This window comes from Proteus vulgaris, assembly GCF_016239305.1.
Taxonomy (GTDB): domain Bacteria; phylum Pseudomonadota; class Gammaproteobacteria; order Enterobacterales; family Enterobacteriaceae; genus Proteus; species Proteus vulgaris_C.
The window spans coordinates 1-19,677 of sequence record NZ_JAEHOQ010000032.1 but is presented as its reverse complement, the minus strand read 5'-3'; the positions used below and the strand labels follow the sequence as shown (position 1 = coordinate 19,677).

The 19,677-nt window shown below is 35.0% G+C and carries 19 protein-coding genes; 9 read left to right on the top strand and 10 right to left on the bottom strand.

The genetic code is table 11. From position 1 onward, the window contains the following. Window positions 1–34: 34 nt before the first annotated feature. Window positions 35–214: a GhoT/OrtT family toxin gene (locus tag JEP40_RS17440; RefSeq protein WP_198624585.1), complete on the bottom strand. Its 180-nt coding sequence runs from the start codon at window positions 212–214 to the stop codon at window positions 35–37. A 699-nt stretch (window positions 215–913) separates the two neighbouring features. On the opposite strand from JEP40_RS17440, the gene JEP40_RS17435 reads away from it, so the two are divergent. After that, window positions 914–1,456, top strand: coding sequence for a DUF924 family protein (locus JEP40_RS17435; protein ID WP_198624584.1), 543 nt, complete (start codon window positions 914–916; stop codon window positions 1,454–1,456). Window positions 1,457–1,530: 74 nt separating this feature from the next. Here JEP40_RS17435 and JEP40_RS17430 read toward each other — a convergent pair whose 3' ends face one another. The 4 genes from JEP40_RS17430 to JEP40_RS17415 form a co-directional block, all read right to left on the bottom strand. Continuing rightward, window positions 1,531–2,307, bottom strand: coding sequence for a dimethyl sulfoxide reductase anchor subunit family protein (locus JEP40_RS17430; protein WP_198624583.1), 777 nt, complete (start codon window positions 2,305–2,307; stop codon window positions 1,531–1,533). 3 nt (window positions 2,308–2,310) lie between these two features. Beyond that, complete coding sequence (locus tag JEP40_RS17425; RefSeq protein ID WP_023581764.1) at window positions 2,311–2,928, bottom strand: DMSO/selenate family reductase complex B subunit; 618 nt, start codon at window positions 2,926–2,928, stop codon at window positions 2,311–2,313. Between the two features lie 11 nt (window positions 2,929–2,939). Continuing rightward, window positions 2,940–5,372, bottom strand: a complete 2,433-nt coding sequence (locus tag JEP40_RS17420; protein WP_198624582.1) for a DMSO/selenate family reductase complex A subunit — start codon at window positions 5,370–5,372, stop codon at window positions 2,940–2,942. Between the two features lie 360 nt (window positions 5,373–5,732). Next, window positions 5,733–6,986 (bottom strand): mechanosensitive ion channel family protein, encoded by a 1,254-nt coding sequence (locus tag JEP40_RS17415; RefSeq protein WP_198624581.1) that lies wholly within the window; start codon window positions 6,984–6,986, stop codon window positions 5,733–5,735. 595 nt (window positions 6,987–7,581) lie between these two features. On the opposite strand from JEP40_RS17415, the gene JEP40_RS17410 reads away from it, so the two are divergent. Beyond that, window positions 7,582–9,222 (top strand): hypothetical protein, encoded by a 1,641-nt coding sequence (locus JEP40_RS17410; RefSeq protein WP_198624580.1) that lies wholly within the window; start codon window positions 7,582–7,584, stop codon window positions 9,220–9,222. Window positions 9,223–9,324: 102 nt separating this feature from the next. On the opposite strand, the gene JEP40_RS17405 is transcribed toward JEP40_RS17410, so the two are convergent. Then, window positions 9,325–9,903: an HdeD family acid-resistance protein gene (locus JEP40_RS17405; protein ID WP_198624579.1), complete on the bottom strand. Its 579-nt coding sequence runs from the start codon at window positions 9,901–9,903 to the stop codon at window positions 9,325–9,327. 194 nt (window positions 9,904–10,097) lie between these two features. On the opposite strand from JEP40_RS17405, the gene JEP40_RS17400 reads away from it, so the two are divergent. Continuing rightward, window positions 10,098–10,952: a D-amino-acid transaminase gene (locus JEP40_RS17400; protein ID WP_198624578.1), complete on the top strand. Its 855-nt coding sequence runs from the start codon at window positions 10,098–10,100 to the stop codon at window positions 10,950–10,952. 92 nt (window positions 10,953–11,044) lie between these two features. On the opposite strand, the gene JEP40_RS17395 is transcribed toward JEP40_RS17400, so the two are convergent. Next, the gene (locus JEP40_RS17395; RefSeq protein ID WP_198624598.1) at window positions 11,045–11,605 is read right to left on the bottom strand and encodes a helix-turn-helix domain-containing protein; all 561 of its coding nucleotides are present in this window, start codon (window positions 11,603–11,605) and stop codon (window positions 11,045–11,047) included. Between the two features lie 84 nt (window positions 11,606–11,689). On the opposite strand from JEP40_RS17395, the gene JEP40_RS17390 reads away from it, so the two are divergent. Beyond that, window positions 11,690–12,352 carry an AzlC family ABC transporter permease gene (locus JEP40_RS17390; protein ID WP_198624577.1) on the top strand — a complete coding sequence of 221 codons (663 nt, stop codon included), beginning with the start codon at window positions 11,690–11,692 and terminating at the stop codon, window positions 12,350–12,352. Then, on the top strand, window positions 12,349–12,678 hold the full coding sequence (locus JEP40_RS17385; protein ID WP_198624597.1) for an AzlD domain-containing protein: 330 nt from the start codon (window positions 12,349–12,351) through the stop codon (window positions 12,676–12,678). Before JEP40_RS17390 ends, JEP40_RS17385 begins: the two co-directional genes overlap by 4 nt. 88 nt (window positions 12,679–12,766) lie before the next feature. Here the strand turns inward: JEP40_RS17385 and JEP40_RS17380 are convergent, their stop codons facing one another. From JEP40_RS17380 to JEP40_RS17370, 3 genes are all read right to left on the bottom strand, one after another. Further along, entirely contained in the window at window positions 12,767–14,170 is a 1,404-nt protein-coding gene (locus JEP40_RS17380; RefSeq protein WP_198624576.1) for an ATP-binding protein, read from the bottom strand. After that, entirely contained in the window at window positions 14,171–14,836 is a 666-nt protein-coding gene (locus JEP40_RS17375; protein ID WP_198624575.1) for a response regulator transcription factor, read from the bottom strand. Between the two features lie 696 nt (window positions 14,837–15,532). After that, window positions 15,533–16,264: a hypothetical protein gene (locus JEP40_RS17370; RefSeq protein ID WP_198624574.1), complete on the bottom strand. Its 732-nt coding sequence runs from the start codon at window positions 16,262–16,264 to the stop codon at window positions 15,533–15,535. A 154-nt stretch (window positions 16,265–16,418) separates the two neighbouring features. Between JEP40_RS17370 and JEP40_RS17365 the strand changes: the two genes are divergently transcribed. From JEP40_RS17365 to JEP40_RS17350, 4 genes are all read left to right on the top strand, one after another. Then, entirely contained in the window at window positions 16,419–16,757 is a 339-nt protein-coding gene (locus JEP40_RS17365; RefSeq protein ID WP_198624573.1) for a DUF5713 family protein, read from the top strand. A 285-nt stretch (window positions 16,758–17,042) separates the two neighbouring features. Further along, window positions 17,043–17,321, top strand: a complete 279-nt coding sequence (locus JEP40_RS17360) for a DUF2798 domain-containing protein (protein ID WP_109407842.1) — start codon at window positions 17,043–17,045, stop codon at window positions 17,319–17,321. A gap of 325 nt (window positions 17,322–17,646) precedes the next feature. After that, window positions 17,647–18,738 carry an NADH:flavin oxidoreductase/NADH oxidase gene (locus JEP40_RS17355; protein ID WP_198624572.1) on the top strand — a complete coding sequence of 364 codons (1,092 nt, stop codon included), beginning with the start codon at window positions 17,647–17,649 and terminating at the stop codon, window positions 18,736–18,738. Window positions 18,739–18,995: 257 nt separating this feature from the next. Beyond that, a complete protein-coding gene (locus JEP40_RS17350) occupies window positions 18,996–19,625 on the top strand; it encodes a CatB-related O-acetyltransferase (protein WP_198624571.1) in 630 nt (209 codons plus the stop codon). The last annotated feature ends 52 nt before the right edge of the window (window positions 19,626–19,677 follow it).

Below are 19,677 nucleotides of genomic sequence, written 5' to 3'. Positions count from 1 at the left end.
AATATAACTATGCTTATTGAAAATAAGGTTAAAACTAGCTGAAAATAGAAAAAATAAGCGCCATAGGAAAGCTAAGAGGCCAAGTGAGTGCGATTAATAATGCACTGAGAAGGCGCATAGTAAAACTGGGATCTTTGGTTAAAAAGAAAGTAATAATAAACGAGATCACAGCTCCAATAAGGTAGCTTATTCCAATAATAGAGATAGCAGACATAACAGATCATTCAGTAAATAGACTGTGGCAATTGTACTCCAAAATTGTTAAAGAAACAGAGGAATAGGGCAAACTTTTCGATAAATGTCATTACTAATGTGCAAATTTTAAACATTCATCTCACTTTTGATCTCTAATTTCTTTTGAGTGCAATCACACAAGGTAATAACAAGGCTAAAGTTTAAAAATCAAAAAAATGAAATGTACTACATTGATTTAACTTATTATTTATAACAATCTTTATTGTCTTGAATGATGCTCACTAAGAAATAAAACAAGACGGCATAGATCTTTTTTAGTGTTTTCACTATAAATATTGAAATTTTCATATGCTGATTTTTAAGGCAGAGTAGTGATGCAGAGATAAATTTTATGTTTGTAAAATGTTCGGGTTAATTATATTGCATCATAATATCGACAGAATGTAACAAATGGAATGAATGCCATTTTATACATACTTGTAGATAAATTAGCTTATGGATGGCGCGACTTAATGGATTTAAGCGTTAGCTAGGAAGCATTTTAAATCCCCTTTTCAATGTTTAAAGGGGATTTATTTTTATGCCTGTTTCGGATAGAGGTTAATAGCCGTCACTATATTAAAATGGTAACTTATCAAAGTAGTAACCCGTCAATGACGTTTATTTTGATGAAAATAAACGCTGTTTTGATTAATAAACAACTAGCGTGGTGGTTTTTATGATCCCTTATCAATCAACTTTGACGTTTTGGTTTGAAGAGTGCACACCAGAGCAATGGTTTAAAAAAGATCTGCAATTTGATGAAGAAATTAACCGTAGGTTTGGTGAGTTATGTTTAAGTGCAAGTCGTGGTGAGCTTGCGTCATGGCGTGAAACTATAGAAGGGCGCTTAGCTGAAATAATTATCCTTGACCAATTTTCACGTAATATTTGGCGTGATACGCCAAAAGCCTTCGCGCAAGATAATATGGCTTTAATTTTAGCGCAAGAAGCTACTCGTTTACCTGAATATCTGACGCTAACCCCCGTCAAGCGTAAATTTATGATAATGCCATTTATGCATTCAGAATCAGCTAAAATACACCAAAATGCAGTCGTATTATTTTCTCAACTTAATGACGAAAATACGTATCAATATGAACTACGACATAAAGAAATTATCGATAAATATGGCCGTTATCCTCACCGTAATAAAATCCTAGGTCGCACATCAACACCTGAAGAATTAGATTTTTTACAGCAACCTGGCTCTTCATTCTAAAAAAAATGCATACCTAAAAAGGTATGCATTTTTGTTTCTTTTTTATGGTTGATTAATCAGCCATAAAATCGAGATCACATTGTAATATGCCATAAGTTATAGAAAGCGATACGGCCTGATAACTCAGCAATAATCACCGCAGCAGCACAAGTGACCAGTGTCATTTTTGATGCCTGTGCTTTTAGGGCAGTAAATCCTACGATAACAATACCCAATGCTAATACCGCTAATTGGAATCCCCAGAAAAGAGATTGGTCAGCACTCAGTTGAGGGCCTGTAAAGCCAAGGAAGCTGACATAACCTGAGCGTGTAGCAAAAGTAATAATAGCACCGATAATAAAGGACAATGCGCCTAAACGTCTTGCGCCTGTTGCCATTGCCAGTACACCGCCACCCACTAAGAGGGTCATCCAAAATTGCAAGGTAGTGTAATCTGTATTCCAGTTAGCAATAGTTGGAATGTGGTAAACCTGAGGGATTGACCAAACAAAGGCTAAACCAAAAACAACAGTAAGCAGATTACAAATTTCACGTAGCCCTTTCCATTTTTTCATTAGAGTGAGTGCGACAGTTGCAAAAGCAAATCCTGTAAACACACCACTTAGAAAGGCTTCGTTACTCATTGGAGAGCGGCCAACACCTAAAAGCATATTGAAAAAACGCAATGGTTGACCAACGTGTAAGCCACCAATACCTAAGCCAATTAATGTTAAAACTAAGGCTAAAATATTGGCATTACGCAGTTGGTTCTCATCAATCTGACCTAATTTTTTACTGATATAAGCAATAAGAAACAGGCCTGCTGCTGAAGAACCTAAAACAGTAAAAAAGACTAGAGGAAGTTCATGCATGGTTTATACCTCCGCCGCATTTTGAACTGAGCCGGTTTTATCACCAGAAGGTTTTGCTTCTTTGTGTGCTTTGATAACGATATTTGGATTAGTCAGGCTTGGATCTGGCATTGGTGCAATACCGCACTCTGTCCCATGTTTTGCTCTGATCACTTCAATATCATCAAAATCAAGTGCGCGTTGAGGACAAGACTCAACACAAACCGGTTTCATGCCTTGTGCTACACGTTCGTAGCAACCATCACACTTAGACATGAGTTTTTTCTTCTCATCGAATTGTGGGGCACCATAAGGGCAACGCAATTCGCAATAACGGCAACCCACACAAATATCTTGATTAACAACCACTAAACCATCTTCTTCACGTTTATGCATAGCGCCAGTTGGGCAACCTGCAACGCAAGTAGGGTTTGAACAATGGTTACAAGAAATGGATAAATAATAACTATAGATATTTTGTGTCCAGATCCCGTCTTGTTTTGCCCAGCTACCACCACCGTATTCATAAACACGGCGGAATTTAGGGCCTAAATCTAAATCTTTTTCATCCTTGCAACTGACTTGACATGTTTTACAGCCAGTGCATTTAGTGGAGTCAAAATAAAAACCATATTGCTTCATGAGTTAACTCCTTATGCACGTTTCACTTCAACAAGGTTTGTATGTTGTGGATTTCCTTTAGCAAACGGCGATGGGTGCCAGCTTGTTAATGTATTAATACATCCACCGGTGTCTACACCTGTTGTATCAAGTGAACGCCATGCACCTTGCGGTACTGCAATCACACCAGGTAATACACGATCAGTAACTTTGACAAGAATATTTAAGCGACCACGTCCGTTATAAATTTCAGCGATATCGCCTGATTTTAATCCGCGCTCTTGCGCATCGATTGGGTTTAACCAGAATTGATGTGGAATAGCTTCACGTAACATGGCAACGTTATAATAGCTTGAGTGAACGTGGCCTTTATCGTGGAAACCCGTCATTTGCAGAGGGAATTTTTCTTTAAGCTTAACGTTTTCAACGCCTTCTTCATTTTTACAATATTCTGGAATAGCAGGAATACGGTCGCCTTCAGGTAAAACCCAGCCTTCAGTATCTTGCATTAATTTTTCAGAATAAATTTCAATCTTACCTGACGCTGTTTTTAATGGGTTAGCGATAGGATCCTGACGGAATGCTTCAAGTGCTACATATTGATTACGATTAGGTAATTTACGATCGATAATCCCCATATCATTGGTTTCTGCAAAAGTAGGCAATGCAGGGTTTTTCTCGCGCATTTGGTTATAGCAATACTCAATCCACTCTTCGTAAGTCCGACCTTCTGTAAATTGCGCTTTGGTACCCATTTTTTCTGCAATATCGGTTAAGACATCATAGCAAGGGCGGTTTTCCCAAAGTGGTTTAATCGCATTTTGTAAGCGGACAACATAGTGGTAAGCACCACTTGCGTAAGAGTTATTGATAAGATCGTTTGTTTCAACTGTTGTCACATCTGGCAGTAGAATATCTGCGTATTTTGCAGAAGGTGTCATGTGGTTATCCCACACTAAAATAAACTCACACTTTGATTCATCTTGTAGTAAATCATGGGTTTTATTCAGGTCAGCGTGTTGGTTACCAATCACGTTACTGGAATAACACCACATAAATTTAATGCCAGTATCAAGTTTATCTTTATTTCTAACACCTGCATTTTTACTCGTTAATTCCTCGCCACGGGCAATCGCTTCAGACCACATAAATGTTGGGATCAGCGTTTTTACTGGGTTAGGAAGTGCAAAGCTTGCTACAGGGTAAGCAACGTTACCGCCCCAACAGCCGGTATTTGTACCTGGACGGCCAATATGACCAGACATTAATGGTAACATCATAATAGAACGGCAGGCTTGTTCGCCATTGGTAGTACGTTGAATACCCCAACCTTGAGAGATCCATGCAGCTCTTGCATTACCAATTTCACGTGCTAATTGGATAATACGCGCAACAGAAATACCGGTTAGTTTGCTTGCCCATTCAGGGGTTTTGGCAATACCATCAGGACCATTACCTAAAATGTAATCTTTATAAGAGCCATTTTCAGGTGCTGATGCTGGAAGTGTTTGCTTATCCCAACCGACGCAATATTCACGTAAGAAATCTTCATCAGTGATACCTTCTTGGATCATCACATAACCTAGTGCAGCAACTAATGCGGCATCGGTACCTGGATAAATCGGGATCCATTCTGCACCCAGAGTTGTCACACTGTCAGTACGACGAGGGTCGATGATGATAACTTTGCTTTTGCTCTTATCTAACGCATTTAGCGTTTCATAGAACTGACCACCACCTGACATACGTGTTTCAGCAAGGTTATGACCAAACATCACAACGAGATCTGAATTCTCAATTTCTGATAACAGAGATTCCAACATATCGCCATAAACATAAGGAACAATACCCGTTAATTGAGAGTAAGAATAAGTGCCGTAGTCACTTAAAAAGCCACCAACAGTGCTTAATAAACGTTTACATGCGGTTCTACCGTGTAAATTTGCGCCGGTAGAGCCTGTGCCATATTGGTAATAGATTGCTTCATTACCATACTTTTCGATGGTGTATTTTAATTTTTCAGCGATGATTGATGTGGCTTCATCCCAAGAAATACGTTCAAATTTACCTTCGCCACGTTTACCAACACGCTTCATTGGATATTTTAAGCGATCTGGATTGTAGGTTTTCCAACGAACAGAACGACCACGCAGACAAGGACGAATTTGGTGAAGACCGAATGTTGAATCGTCATACATAGTTTCATTAGAAATACGACGAATAACGCCATCTTTCACATGAACTTTTAATGGACAACGGCTACCACAGTTCACTAAGCATGCACTGTATTTGATAGTTTCTGAAGTCTCATCAGGACGAATACCCTGGGGGGTTTGAGCATTAGCAGCGAATGGTAATGAAACCGTTCCTGCAACAGCAGCAGCACCAGAAATAACTGCTGCAGACTGAATGAATCCACGCCGACTCATTTCAGTAATAGAAGTATTATTTTTAATTTTTGACATTGACATTACCCTAACATTTTTCACAACAAGTAAAGTTGTATATATATGTTAAGTTATAACCCTTCTACCTATAATGATTTATATCAATATAAAAAATGTTAATAACGTTATCTAAAAAAATAATTATTAAACAAATGGTTACATTTTTTGATAAATACCACTTTAGTGGTAAATGAAATATCAAATAAATAGGATTTAACAATTAATCGATATATAAAAAATAACATATCGATTTTTTAATACGCTATAATAAAACAAGATTGTTAACATGATAACAAAATAAGAAATTAAAAATATTGTTAATACAAAAAGCCAAAAAGGAGAATTTATCTCCTTTCTGATTTTCGACAAAATGATTTATTACTGATTATTCTCTACAGGAAATCTGAGGGCTCTTACATCATTTCCAGTTGGAGATTGATGCACCCTTAAACCAAATTGGGGCAAAATAGCAAAAATATGATCAAATATATCGGATTGAATTGCCTCATATTGTACCCAGACAGTGGTGTTAGTAAACGCATAGATTTCAATAGGAAGTCCATCTGAGGTTGGTGCTAATTGTCTCACCATAATTGTCATTTGCTTATGAACATTAGGGTGATTTTTTAAATAAGCTTCAACATATGCGCGGAAGGTTCCAATATTTGTCATGCCACGTTGGTTTAATGGTGTTTGACATTCATTGCCTAAAGTTGCATTGAATTCATTAATTTCATTTTCCTTATTTTTTATATAAGGAGTCAATAAATGGGCTTTTTCTAAATCATCAAGTTGCTTTTTATCTAAGAAATGAATGCTATTGATATCAAGAGCAAGGCTTCGTTTTATACGACGTCCTCCTGATTTTGTCATTGCTTGCCAATTCTTAAATGAATCTGAAATAAGCGAGTAAGTTGGGATAGTGGTAACGGTGTTATCCCAATTACGGACTTTAACGGTTGTTAAACTAATATCAATAACTGCACCATCAGCGCCATATTTGGGCATTTCTAACCAATCACCTAGGCTTATCATGTTGTTTGCGGATAACTGAATACCAGCCACCAATCCCATAATGGGATCTTTAAACACCAACATTAATACTGCCGTCATTGCCCCTAAGCCACTGAGCAAAATAAGGGGAGATTTCCCAATGAGTAGGGAAATAATCATTATCCCTATTAGGACTGAGGCGGCGAGTTTTAAACTTTGAAAGATGCCTTTCAATGGTAATCGGCCAAAGGAGGATGAATTTCTCATGATCTGCATGCAGAGATCCATAATAGAGAAAAGCATCAATAAGCCGAAAATTAAACACCAAGCTTGGGCGCTGGTAGTGAGAATTTCTTGTGTTTTACCTGAGCCCATCCAAACAAGTGCTTGAATATTAACAACGATACCTTGGATTAAAAAAGCAAAACGACTAAATAGTTTGTTTATTTCTAATGAAACTTGCCACTTTTGGTCATATTGACTGATGGCGCTAGCAATTCGAGGTAGAACTAATTTGTGTAAAATAAAATGAAGAACAAGGGCAACAAGAAAAATAATGACTAAAACGAGTAATAAAGAAGCGACTTGAGCGTATTCTTCATTGAATTGACGTATCCATGTAAGCAGTTGCTGCTGCATAAAATATCCTCATAGTTAATGTGTATTGTGTATTAAGAGTACAGAAAAGAGATCTTAGTTCAAGGAGGTGAATTTTTTGTTACGAAAGGTGCGCGGATAAATAAGGTAAGGAAAAAGAAAATATATTGAATAAAAGCCAGATATAGTCTTTTTTGCGATGAGGGACTATTTCTGGCTTTGAATTATTTTTTATATTAATTCAAATAATTACAGTAAGCGAGTTGATGATAACTGTACAACAACTTGGTGCAGGTGAGTAATAAAAGAAGTCATTGATTTCATATTAAGTATCCTATTAATAAAATGTGATTCACGTCACAAATATTTTCTAAGATTGATTTTAATCACATTCTCATAACAGTCAATAGCTTTATGCAAAAATATTTTAAATTTTAAATTATTTTTTATGATTAGGGTGTTTTTTACCTATTCAGTCATTGGCGTTTTATTGATGTCTTTTTTATCTTATTGTTTATTAAGTTTTTTTGTTTCTGTTTGTTAACAATGCTCAGTTGACTTTTTTCTATTGTGATTTTCACTTAATTTTTTTGCTTTAAGCTAAAAATGGAATCGGAAACAGAAAGGAAATTACTCAATGAATATCGAAACAAAAGAAGAACGTTTGCAAAAAATATTACAGGGTGAGAAAGAAACTCTAACGTTTCAACCACCTGCCTATAACGATCAGGATCAATCTGATGTTGATGCTGATGCTGATGCTGATGCTGATGTGAAGATTGAATTTAATCAGATCAAAGCATCGCCTGATGACGTAGATAATGAAGTAAAGATAAATCGAGTTATTAAATATGAGGTTGTTGTAACAGGGGTTAATTTGCGTTTGGCGGAATGGCGTACCAGTCCAAAAGGAATTTTAATTTTACCTAATAATAAAGATGTCTACATTACGATAGTTGATAACAGTAAAACAGAGATCTCTTTAACGGGGAATCGTAATGGTGTGGCGTCATTACAATTGATACTAAAAGATGAAGATGATGAAAATACAGTATATTACGCAACGCCGATACAAATTCGTGTTACGCCCTCAAAGGCAGAGCTTAATACTGATTGCACAGCGACTAATTGTGAGCGATTTGATGATTTACTGACGATACGTTCTGAATCTATGCAGTGGCCAAGTAAATGGGAAAGTGTGCCTAAAAGCTTTGTTGTGCATTTACAAGATAAAGAGGGAGAGGATGCGTCAAATAAAGAAGTTAAATTAGTCTACGATGTTGATAATAGTACACTTGACGTTGAACCCGAAATTTATAACGCAGATGGCGAAATGGTAAATGTTGGCAAAACAAATAAATATGGTATCGCGAATTTTAAAGTGCTATTTAAAAAAAGTGAGCCAAAACAAATTGCCATCTTTCATGCTGAATATGAAAACAGTGACGATCTTACCAAGCCCATTAAATCAAAAGATTATTATGTTGAATTAACAACGGAGAAACTGCCTTCTCCAAAAGTACCAGCAACATTAAATGGGATTTTAAGTTATCACAGTGAAAATTATTGTGTAAATGCGAATCTTATTTTAGGACGAGATATTAGTGAAAGTACTCAGGTTGGTTTTTATTTTAATGATCAATTAAAAATGTTACCTTGCACTGATAAATCAGCGGTTTCTGTTAGATTGGAAAATCACGCATTAACAAATGGTATCCATTACATCTCTTTCTTCACCGTTGATATATTCGATAATATTTGTTTTTCTCGTCGTGAGCGTATTATTGTTGATAACTCTTTAACGGGAGAGTGTAGTAAGCAAATTGAAAATATTGCACCTAAACCTTGCATTAGTGTCACTATTCCACAAATTTGCGATCGTTACTTTAATTCTGTCAATATTAGGCTTGTACCTTCTTTATGCTTACAAATTAAAAACCGTGTTGCAAAAATGCATATCCAGAAAATGGTTATCATTTTTAATGGTTATTCTAAAATGAATAGCAGTGAAAGAACGTTAGTGTATCGTTCAACATTGGAAATTTATGCAGATGATCCCCGTTTAGGTGACTTCTTGCATGATATAACATCAAATAATGAACCTATAAATATGGTTGAAATACTAGAACCTGTATTAGAAAGTATTTTGGCTGATGCACTACCGAATATTGAAGTGGGGCAATTAGGTATCCAAGTAATGATATTTGAGAATTCAGGGAATTGTTATCTTTGTGGTGAAAATATGTATACGGTATCTCTGCGCTTGCCTTGTGCTTAATACTTACACTTAATATAAGAGAATTGTTTTCTTCTTAAGAGCCACATAATGTGGCTCTTTGCTTAGAGAAAACTAATAAGAATATTATTATCGTATAGCCTATTAGCGAGTCATTCTTTTTATTGCACTGGTTATCGATAAAATCGTGACTGAGCTTAAAATAAGCTGTATACCAATTAATGCCATCACTAGAGCTACGGATGTTTCAGGCCCAAACGCAAGTAGAAAATAGGCGATAACGAGATCTAAAAATCCTACCAAGATATTAAACCAGCCATAAAAGTTATCTTTGATTTGTTTAAAGCCGATATTTAGGCGCAATATCCCTGCAAAAATAAAGAGAAAACCGATAAAAAAAGCAAGGCTAAGCATACCGTTTAGTGGATCGGTAATAAAAATATAGCCAAGTAAAAGATAAATAAAACCAGCTAATAACGTGATGAGCATTGACCAGCCTGAAGAGACTTGAGAATTGAATCCACCAATAATGCTGGATATTGCGCAGGCAAAGAAAACGATACCGAGTAATACACTGATGACAACACCAGAAGAGAGAGGGTTAATAATACAGATAAAACCTGCAATAAAGCCCAATGTGGCGATAATATTCATTAAGGTACATTGTCTTTTAACCAGTTTCTCTGTTAGCTGAGATAAATTATTTTTATTAATATCTAACATAGCAACCTCTTTATGCTTATATTTAGGACATAAGTTAAATTATAGCAATTTTTGCTTATATAACATGACTTATTTAAATAAAACTATAATTAAAATGGGGTAGGGAAGGTGATAAATCACCTTTGAAATATAAAGTTGAAGGAGTAAGGTAGTGGCTAAGACTAAATGTTAATAAAAGTTATAACGGAGGTAAAATGTCTGATGTTGTGTATTTAAATAATCAGTTTGTACCTAGAGAGCAGGCTAAAATATCTGTTTTTGACCGTGGTTTTTTATTTGCAGACGCGGTTTATGAAGTTACCGCAGTTATTGATAGTCAACTCATTGACTTTGACGGGCATTTCCAACGTTTACAACGTTCATGCAAAGAATTAGGATTATCTCTTCCTATCACGAAATCACAATTAATCGATATTCATCAGCAACTTATTGAAAGTAACCATCTTTATGAAGGGCTTATTTATTTACAAATAACCCGAGGTACTGATTCATCTCGCTTTTTTGATTTTCCATCTTCATCTATTCCTTCCACTATTGTTGCCTTTGTTCAGCACTCCACAGTAATTAATCATCCCAATGCCAAAAAAGGTATTTCGGTAGTCAGTGTTAACGATATTCGCTGGCAACGTTGTGATATTAAAACCGTTGCATTATTAGCCGCGTGTTTAGCGAAACATTATGCTCATCAACAAGGTGCTGATGATGCTATTTTAATAAAAGATGGTTATATAACAGAAGGTAGTTCAAGTAACTTTTTTATTGTAAATCATGATAATGAAATTATTACACGACCTCTGAGTCAGGATATTTTACCTGGTATTACGCGCCAAGCAATTATTCAATTAGCGCAAGAAGAAGGGCTTAAAGTTATTGAACGTTTATTTACGCTTGATGAAGCTAAAAAAGCAAAAGAAGCTTTTATTAGCTCGGCTACTACGTTAATTTGGCCCGTAATTTCAATCGATAATGAAGAGATAAATCAGGGGAAAGTTGGACATTTATCTCAACGTCTACGTGAGATCTATCTTGATAAAGCACTTAAAAAATAATTGAATAGACAGATATGCTTCATAAAATTTATCGCACTGTTTTTAGATTTCTATTGCAAGATAACAGTGCGGTAAATTTATCATTTATTGTATTAATTATGATGTTCAATAATCATCACAGCGGTTGTATCTGGCTCTAAAGCCCGTAATACGTGAGTAACATCACCGGGATAGCAAATATAATCACCGGGTTGCAATTCTTGTTGATTATCTAGCGTTCCCACCATCGCACTACCACTAATAATAATAATATGCTCAGTTACATTTTTACTGTGAGGATCTGACACTCTGTCTTTTCCCGGTTGAGCAATTACGGTATATATATCGCGTTTTGCCCCTATAGGACAGGATGAAAGTAAAAAAGCATGATAATACGCTTTTTCTGCACTAATTTTAAAACCATCACCTTTGCGAATAACTTTAACTTCAGATTGTGGTGCTGAAATAAGTTGAGAAAATGGAATATTTAATGCAACACAAATCGCCCAGAGTGTTTCAATACTTGGGTTTCCTTGGCCTGCTTCTAATTGAGATAATGTGGATTTTGCAACACCTGCTCGTCTTGCAATTTCAGCAAGCGAAAGGCCCGCTTTTTTTCTCTCTCGGGCTAGGGCCTGAGAAATAATTTCAATAGGCGCACAAGGCGATGACATCATAGCTTCCCTTAAAATCATCTTGCAAAAAAACGAATCGTTCAACATAATGAACGATAAGTTCAATAAAAAATACGACATTCTATGCAAATTAACAGTCAGCTTGATAATAACGTACTTAGAGACATTCTGCTTGTTTCATTAGCAGATGGTATTGTTGGTATCTCTTATGGAGCTTTGGCTCATACACAAGGGTTTGATTTTTGGGTGCCATTAGTATTATCCATTTTCGTTTTAGCTGGTGCTTCTGAGTTTCTTTTTATTGGCGTAGTGGCGATGGGAGGAAGTGCAATTTATGCCGCGCTTGCTGGGTTGATGGTGAATGCACGACATATTCCTTTCAGTATGGCCGTAAAAGATTTACCCGGAAAAGGGCTTAAATCGTTATTAGGTTTTCATATATTAAATGATGAAAGTGTTGTATTTGGTTTGTCTCAACGAACGGCTGAACAGAAGAAACTTGCATTTTGGGCATGTGGATTGAGTATTTTACTTGTTTGGCCTTTAGGAACCATGATAGGCGTTTATTTAGGATCATTTATTGTTGATATTAAGATGTTAGGGTTAGATGCAATGTTTCCCGCTATTATCTTGGCACTAAGTTTGCCGGCATTAAAAAATAAATTAACACGTAATGCTGCGATTATTGGTAGTGTCATTGCTCTTATAACAACATTCTTTTTACCTGTAGGGATCCCCGTTTTATTGTCATTAGCTGGCGTGTTATTTGTGTTAAGGAGAATATAATGTCAACAGTATCTATTATTACAGGAATTGTGATTCTTGCTGTTGGCACATATGCTATGCGCCTTTCTGGAATATTACTTAACAATAAATCTGGTGTTTCACTCCGTGTAAAAGAGATACTTTCATTATCAGCAATTGTTATTTTATTTTCAGTGGCAATGACTTCAACATTTTTTGATGGTGATCAACTTGCTGATCTATCAAAAATTATTGGTGTTGGTGTGGCGGGTGTTCTCACTTGGAGAAAAAAGCCATTTATTATGATTGTGCTTAGTGCAGCAATAGTGACAGCAGGGCTACGTTGGCTAATAAATCTTTGGGGATAAACCGACAATTAATGTTACGATGATAGATGATGAAAGAAAAAGGAGGCATGAATACCTCCTTTTTAATAGTTTTTTTAATTAACAGCGATTAATCATTTTCTGATAATTTGATATCCAATGGTAGTGAGATAATAAAACCGATACCTTTATTATTAAGGCCTTCAGTCACAATTAATGAAGCTTGAATTTTACTAGCGAGATTTTGTGCAATAGATAACCCCAAGCCACTACCAGTTTCATTTGAACCAGGAACACGATAGAAACGTGAAAAAAGGGCATTAATATGTTCTTTTGCCACTCCTGGCCCATCGTCACGCACAAAAATGTTAATCCCTTCTGCATATCTATTTTCAATAGTGACTTCTACTTGGCTACCTTTAGGACAATATTTAATAGCGTTATCAAGTAGATTATTAAATATAGAGAGTAACGCCTGTTTATCAGTTTTAAGGAGTAATGGATACCCTTCATTTAGTGATAATTCGATATTTTTACTAATTGCATATGGAACACGTTGTGCTATTGCATTACCAATGATGTTATAGATATCAAGAGGTTCTATTTTAAGTGGAAAATCATCACATTCTAATCGAGCTAAATCAATTAATTGATGAGAAAGAGCTGCAGCTCTATCAAGCGATTGTTTCATATCATCAATAATTTCTTCACGCTCATGTTGATCATCTACTAAAGAGAGTAAATGCAATTGAGCAATAACGGCTGCAATAGGTGTTCTTAATTCATGGGCGGCATCTGCCATAAATTGTTTTTCACGAATATTAGCTGCATCAATTCTTGCCATTAACTGGTTTAATCCTTTAAAAATTGGACGTATCTCTTTAAATTGTTGACCGACATTAATGGGCGTTAAGTTACGAGGTTTACGATTAGCAATAAGTTCTGCAGCTTGTCTTAATGGACGTAAACTAAAATAAGCTGTAATTAAAATAGCAAAAATAACCGTTGCCAAAATAAACAAAAAGGGCACAAATGTTCCTTCAACAGGGTTACCTATAACATGGCCTCTATCTTCAACGGATTCTCCAATAAACACTTTTATTTTGTGTTTTTCTCCCCAACTAAAAGAGAGTATCCATTTTTCTCCTGCAACAGAGACTTTTTCTGATGCTAATGAAAGCACTCTGGTTGGAATAGGTAATTCAGGGCGATTAGTATAAATAAGGGTGTTATTTTCATCTAAGGCAATAAACCAAGGTAAATATTGTAATTCATCATCTTCACCATTAAGCATAGCGTCGATATACATGCCTTGTAAATTATGCGCAATTTCTTTGAGTACTTCCGGTTGGTCAGCAACAATTTCTAAGGTATTAGCAAAACCCTCAGCGATAATTTCTTGCTGTTTGTTATAAATTTTTTCAAATTCTGCAAGATAATCAAATTGTATCCAAGCTAACCACACGCCCCAAAGCATAACAATAGAGATAATCTGAAGAACAATAGTGTAAATAAAAAAAGAACGGATCTTCATTTAATTGGCTTCTTTTTTTAATAAATAACCCACACCACGTACAGTGATGATACGTTCTTTCCCTATTTTTCTACGTAAATTATGCATGTGGACTTCAAGTGAATTACTTTCAATTTTATCATCTAAACCAAATAAGCGTTGCTCTAATTCGGATTTACGCACTACATTGTCAGTATTTCGCATTAATTCGTATAACAACTGATATTCTTTACCTGATAATAAAAGCAGTTCATCATTTAAGGTGACTTGATGATTTGCTGGATTAAGCTGTAAATCACCAATAGACCATATTTGTGATGAAAAACCAGCCATTCTACGGCTAACTGCTTTTACGCGGGAAATAAGTTCAGGCATGGCGAAAGGCTTCGGTAAAAAATCATCAGCCCCTGAATCTAATGTTTGAACTAAATTGTCGATTTGAGCTCGAGCCGTTAAAATAATGATCGGAATTTTTTCGCCATTCTTTCTAAGAGCAATAAGTTCATCTTGCCCATCACCATCAGGTAGACCCAAATCTAATAGCATTAAATCAAAAGGGCGTTGGCTCAGTTGAACACGAGCATCAGCAAGTAATCTAACCCAACATGGGTGAAAACCGGCAATTTCAAGCCCGCGACAAAGCGCTTTACCGAGTTGTAAATCGTCTTCAACCAATAAAATATTCATAATAATACCTATCTAAAATCGTCTTAAGAAAGTATAAGAGCCAAATAAAAATTGAGCAATATAATAAAATGTAAAATTAGGTTTGATTAATGAACTCTTAATGTAAGATAAAAATATATTTAATATGTTTTTTTACTAAAAATAGGCGACTTTAAAAAGAAAGTATTATTATGAATGAAGTTTCTAGATAATTTGGTGTTATGTTTTTTTATTTTAAGGCATTTAATGTTAATTTTAAAAAGTGAATTAAGATAGAATTGTTATTCTTGGGTTGTTATAGAAATATATATTCATATTATTATGCTAAGTTAACTTAAATAATTTATCTAAGATATTTTCTATTTTAAAATGAAATGTAATTTCAATTAAGAATGAGTAAATGTGGTAGTGTGTTTGAGATAATCTAAATATAAAAAAATAATTTCATTGATTAATATGTCTATTAAAATGATGCTTTATTGTTTTATTGAAATGAAATAATAGATTTAATATGTCCCTGTTGTGCAACATCTTATTAGATTTAAATTATCTACTCTATTCATCTATACTCTTGCAATAGAACTTCGTGTTTCAAAAGGAATTTAATTTTTATTAAAAGGAATTTATATGAAATTAGATGGTATCATTTAGTATAAATTAAATCGTTCTGTGTCAGAAATGCTCCCATCCCTCAGGGAGCATTTCACATAGTGATTATTACTCACAAAATGAGTTATCCCATAATTTTAAATCAAATGGTAAATTTAACGGTTTTGCTAGTTCACTCGCTATATTCTGAAATTCTGCTTTTGCGTGTTCTAGATGTTGTTTATCACTTGCAGGAATAAAGTTATCTTTTGCTGGCAAGTCATCTAAGTTATATTCTTCTACTAATGCCCCATTTTTCCAACGCTGAAATAGCCAATAACTACCGGGCATAAGCGTATAATTAGTACCTTCAATTAATGTTGTTCTATCAGATTGGTAATGCACAGGAATTAACTGATTAGCGATATTATCCCAGATCCAGCCTTTATAAGTGCCATCAGTTAAACGTGTTATCGACCAATGCATATCATCAGGCTGGTAAAAATTAAGCTCTGTTAGAGGTATATAAATTGGATTATCTGTGGAAAATGAGGCTTGAATGAGCCCATTTGTAAAATAAGAGATAGCCAATATTTTGTTATCGCTGTTTAATTCTAAATGACAACTATCCCATTTTGTTATTCTCAAACCGTTTTTTTTGGGAACTTCTGGAATCGAAATTATGAGGTCTGTTGTACTGTCTTTTGCTGGTGGATAGTAATGGCCTGTAACGAATTCACCATTACTGCCATAAAATTGCCATGTTGCTAAGGGTGAGTGCTTAAAATAGGAATTAAGAATAAAAAAAGAAAGCAAAGCAATAGTCAAAAAAAGAAAAATTATTCGCATTTTTTTAGTCATTTTACTTTATTGCCTATTTTATATTTACTCTTAAAGTTGTATAAATTCAGTGTAACAGAAATTAATCATTTAATTAAAGAATGTAATATACTTTTACCAGAAAAAGGACATGTGTTTTATGTCTTTAAGATAAATACTGAAATAGGATTTAACCATGATTAAAAATTCAGTTTTAGCTTCGTACCCTTTTTTAAAAGAGATGGAAAATGATGATTATTATCCAGCTCACCTTGTAAAGAAAGGACAAGATTTACTTAAAGCACTGTGTTTGAAAATTGAAGCGACTTCACCTGAAAATTTATCAGAGCTTTATATTTTAACTCAAGAAATAACAGATCAATTTAACGATCTCGCTGAGGAGTTTTGTGAAGAAGGAAGTGATATTGAAACGGTTGCAAGAGAGTGTATTGCAGAAAGCTTTAGTATTATTGCTGATGAATATGGTTTTAAAAATGCTGATATAGAAGAATTAATTGCAACAAGAGATTGGTAAAGAAGGGTGAGGAAACAAGATACTGTTTTCTCATTTTTATTATTTACATATATAAATAAATTTTATATAAAATAAAAGTAACGCATATTTATCTCATTTTATTTATTATCTAGATAACAATAGAATAATTTAGTTGACAAAAAAATATTTATTAATAAACTAGCCCACAGTTTGGTCAATAAGACTCGTAAGCGTTTACGTTAATCAACGCATATAACTTATTTTTAGCCTGTTGTATTGGCAGTTATGTGCCGTTGTACAATCGTATTATTGGAGTCTTTCACTATGTCTTTCCATGACAAAAATTATTTTTTAGGTATTCCTAAACTGCCTACCCGAGCAATGATTTTTCTTGTTCCTTTTTTCCTTTCTTTTATTATGTCAGGTATTGTTGCTTTTATTAGTACCGTCAAATCGTTAGGAATGGGTATGTATGTTATCTCCCCATGGTTAAGCTCTTGGGGGATCTCTTGGATGATTGCTTTCCCAACAGTCTTATTTGTATTGCCTATTGCAAGACGTTTCTCTCTGTTACTGGTTAAGCCCGCAAAATCGAATGATTAATTAGAAAAAGATCAGCGTTCGATGCTGATCTTTTCTATGCCATTCATTTCTTGTTTTATTCTTTTCAAATAATACCTTATTGCATTGTAGCAGATTAAAATTACGTGATAGTTTATTGAGTAACTCTTACATCTTTTAATCATTATAAGGTTTAAGCAAGAATAAATAATAACTAAGGAATAGAGTATTTATCATTACAATGTGAAGTAGAGCATCGCCTTGATGGATAAGATCCGATAGCCTTAAACTTGTATATTTAATCCCTTTATTTATGAGCAAAGTAATTTTCTTTGCATAAATTCTTATTGGTAGTAGGAGGCTTTGTATGAGTTTGTTGTTTTCCCCTAAAAAATTAGGCCCCCATCAGTTAGATAATCGTATTATTGTTGCGCCGATGTGCCAATATTCGGCACAAGATGGTTATCCGACAACATGGCACACTATGCATTATGGACAGCTTGCATTATCAGGCGCTTCGCTTGTGATAGTGGAAGCAACAGCTGTTGAGCCGAGAGGCCGTATTAGCTATAAAGATTTAGGTATTTGGTCTGATCAGCACGGCAGTGAATTAAAAAAACTGGTTGATAATATTAAGCAATATTCCTCTGCTAAAATTGGTATACAAATTGCCCATGCAGGGCGCAAAGCGTCAACTGATTTACCCTGGAATGGTGGCGTATCATTAGCTCCAGATTCACCTCATGGTTGGCAAAAAGTTGCACCTTCAGAAATTCCCTTTGGAAAAAATCATCAGCCTCATGCCCTGACTATTGAAGAAATTGAAGAGATAAAGCAATCCTTTATTGAGGCAGCGAAAAGAGCAGAATTAGCGGGGTTTGATGTTATTGAAATTCATGGCGCTCATGGATATTTATTGCATGAATTCCTATCCCCATTATCAAATGACAGAACAGATCAGTATGGTGGCGATTTTAATAATCGCAGTCGGTTATTAGCAGATATTTTTGTAGATGTGAAAAATGCTGTTTCTGATAATGTTTGTGTTGGTGTAAGAATTTCTGCAACAGATTGGGTTGATGGCGGTTGGGATCTTGAAAGTGCAGTAGCTTTAACACAACATCTTGAAGAATTAGGTTGCCATTATATTCATGTTTCTTCTGGTGGATTATCTGATAAGCAAGACATTAAACTAGGACCTAATTATCAAGTGCCATTTGCTCAGGCTATTTATAATGAAACACAATTGCCAGTTATTACAGTTGGACTTATTACTGAGCCAGAACAAGCTGAAGCTATTTTATTAACAGAGCAAGCTGACTTTATTGCATTAGGGCGAGGTATTTTATACGATCCTCGTTGGCCTTGGCATGCGGCTGAAAAACTTAAACAGACCATAAAGGTTGCACCTCAATATTTACGTTGTGCGCCTCATGGTAGTAAAGATTTTTTTAAATAGTTATTTTTTAAGCCATGGATAGTCATAAAATGTTATGTAGATTATCCGTGGTTTTTTCGTCAATAAAGCTGATGATGACAGAGAGTAATAGTGGTATAAGCTTATTGAATAATAAGATCGGATCGTAAAATAAAATGAAAATAAATCCTTTATTGCTTCAGCCTAGGATTGCTTAAGACGATGTGTTTTGAATGCGAACACATCATCAGAGAATTAAGCATTCTTTGATGACTCATTAATTTATAGCGAGTCATATTATGAAAAATAAGCATTGGTCACGTGTAGAATATCTGCATGAAACAGTAAAAAACAAAAACATTATCATCAAAGGACAACATAGCTATTACAGTGATTGTTGGGATGAGGGTTTTGAGGCGTCTGTTGTGCGCTATCTTTATGGTGATGAAATTAGCCTGCAATGGGAACCATTATGGGAAATTGATAAATTATATATCGGCGATTATGTTTGTATTGGTGCACAAGCCGTTATATTAATGGGGGGAAATCATACCCATCGTATGGATTGGTTCTCTCTTTATCCTTTTATGGATAAAATTGAAGAAGCTTATATAGGTAAAGGTGATACTCATATTCAGGATGGTGCATGGATAGGAATGCGTGCAATGATAATGCCAGGGATCACTGTTGGTGAAGGGGCTATTGTTGCTGCTAATAGTGTTGTTTCCAAAGATGTGGAACCCTATAGCATTGTAGGTGGAACGCCAGCGAAACATCTTAAATACCGTTTTGATCCAAATGTGATTGAGCAACTCTTATCATTAAAAATTTATCAATGGACAGAGAAGAAATTTGAAGCTCTTAGGCCTTATTTATGTCAATCCTCGATTGATAAATTATTAATCGCAGAAGCGAATTTTATTGAATAAACATAACCCCTAAACACAAAATGTTTAGGGGTTTTACTTAGTAATTATTGTA

What these genes read in the sequence shown, in the direction of transcription:
- JEP40_RS17440 (WP_198624585.1), bottom strand. Translation starts at nt 214, where the DNA reads ATGTCTGCTATCTCTATTATTGGAATAAGCTACCTTATTGGAGCTGTG.
- JEP40_RS17435 (WP_198624584.1), top strand. Translation starts at nt 914, where the DNA reads ATGATCCCTTATCAATCAACTTTGACGTTTTGGTTTGAAGAGTGCACA.
- JEP40_RS17430 (WP_198624583.1), bottom strand. Translation starts at nt 2,307, where the DNA reads ATGCATGAACTTCCTCTAGTCTTTTTTACTGTTTTAGGTTCTTCAGCA.
- JEP40_RS17425 (WP_023581764.1), bottom strand. Translation starts at nt 2,928, where the DNA reads ATGAAGCAATATGGTTTTTATTTTGACTCCACTAAATGCACTGGCTGT.
- JEP40_RS17420 (WP_198624582.1), bottom strand. Translation starts at nt 5,372, where the DNA reads ATGTCAAAAATTAAAAATAATACTTCTATTACTGAAATGAGTCGGCGT.
- JEP40_RS17415 (WP_198624581.1), bottom strand. Translation starts at nt 6,986, where the DNA reads ATGCAGCAGCAACTGCTTACATGGATACGTCAATTCAATGAAGAATAC.
- JEP40_RS17410 (WP_198624580.1), top strand. Translation starts at nt 7,582, where the DNA reads ATGAATATCGAAACAAAAGAAGAACGTTTGCAAAAAATATTACAGGGT.
- JEP40_RS17405 (WP_198624579.1), bottom strand. Translation starts at nt 9,903, where the DNA reads ATGTTAGATATTAATAAAAATAATTTATCTCAGCTAACAGAGAAACTG.
- JEP40_RS17400 (WP_198624578.1), top strand. Translation starts at nt 10,098, where the DNA reads ATGTCTGATGTTGTGTATTTAAATAATCAGTTTGTACCTAGAGAGCAG.
- JEP40_RS17395 (WP_198624598.1), bottom strand. Translation starts at nt 11,605, where the DNA reads ATGTCATCGCCTTGTGCGCCTATTGAAATTATTTCTCAGGCCCTAGCC.
- JEP40_RS17390 (WP_198624577.1), top strand. Translation starts at nt 11,690, where the DNA reads ATGCAAATTAACAGTCAGCTTGATAATAACGTACTTAGAGACATTCTG.
- JEP40_RS17380 (WP_198624576.1), bottom strand. Translation starts at nt 14,170, where the DNA reads ATGAAGATCCGTTCTTTTTTTATTTACACTATTGTTCTTCAGATTATC.
- JEP40_RS17375 (WP_198624575.1), bottom strand. Translation starts at nt 14,836, where the DNA reads ATGAATATTTTATTGGTTGAAGACGATTTACAACTCGGTAAAGCGCTT.
- JEP40_RS17370 (WP_198624574.1), bottom strand. Translation starts at nt 16,264, where the DNA reads ATGACTAAAAAAATGCGAATAATTTTTCTTTTTTTGACTATTGCTTTG.
- JEP40_RS17365 (WP_198624573.1), top strand. Translation starts at nt 16,419, where the DNA reads ATGATTAAAAATTCAGTTTTAGCTTCGTACCCTTTTTTAAAAGAGATG.
- JEP40_RS17360 (WP_109407842.1), top strand. Translation starts at nt 17,043, where the DNA reads ATGTCTTTCCATGACAAAAATTATTTTTTAGGTATTCCTAAACTGCCT.
- JEP40_RS17355 (WP_198624572.1), top strand. Translation starts at nt 17,647, where the DNA reads ATGAGTTTGTTGTTTTCCCCTAAAAAATTAGGCCCCCATCAGTTAGAT.
- JEP40_RS17350 (WP_198624571.1), top strand. Translation starts at nt 18,996, where the DNA reads ATGAAAAATAAGCATTGGTCACGTGTAGAATATCTGCATGAAACAGTA.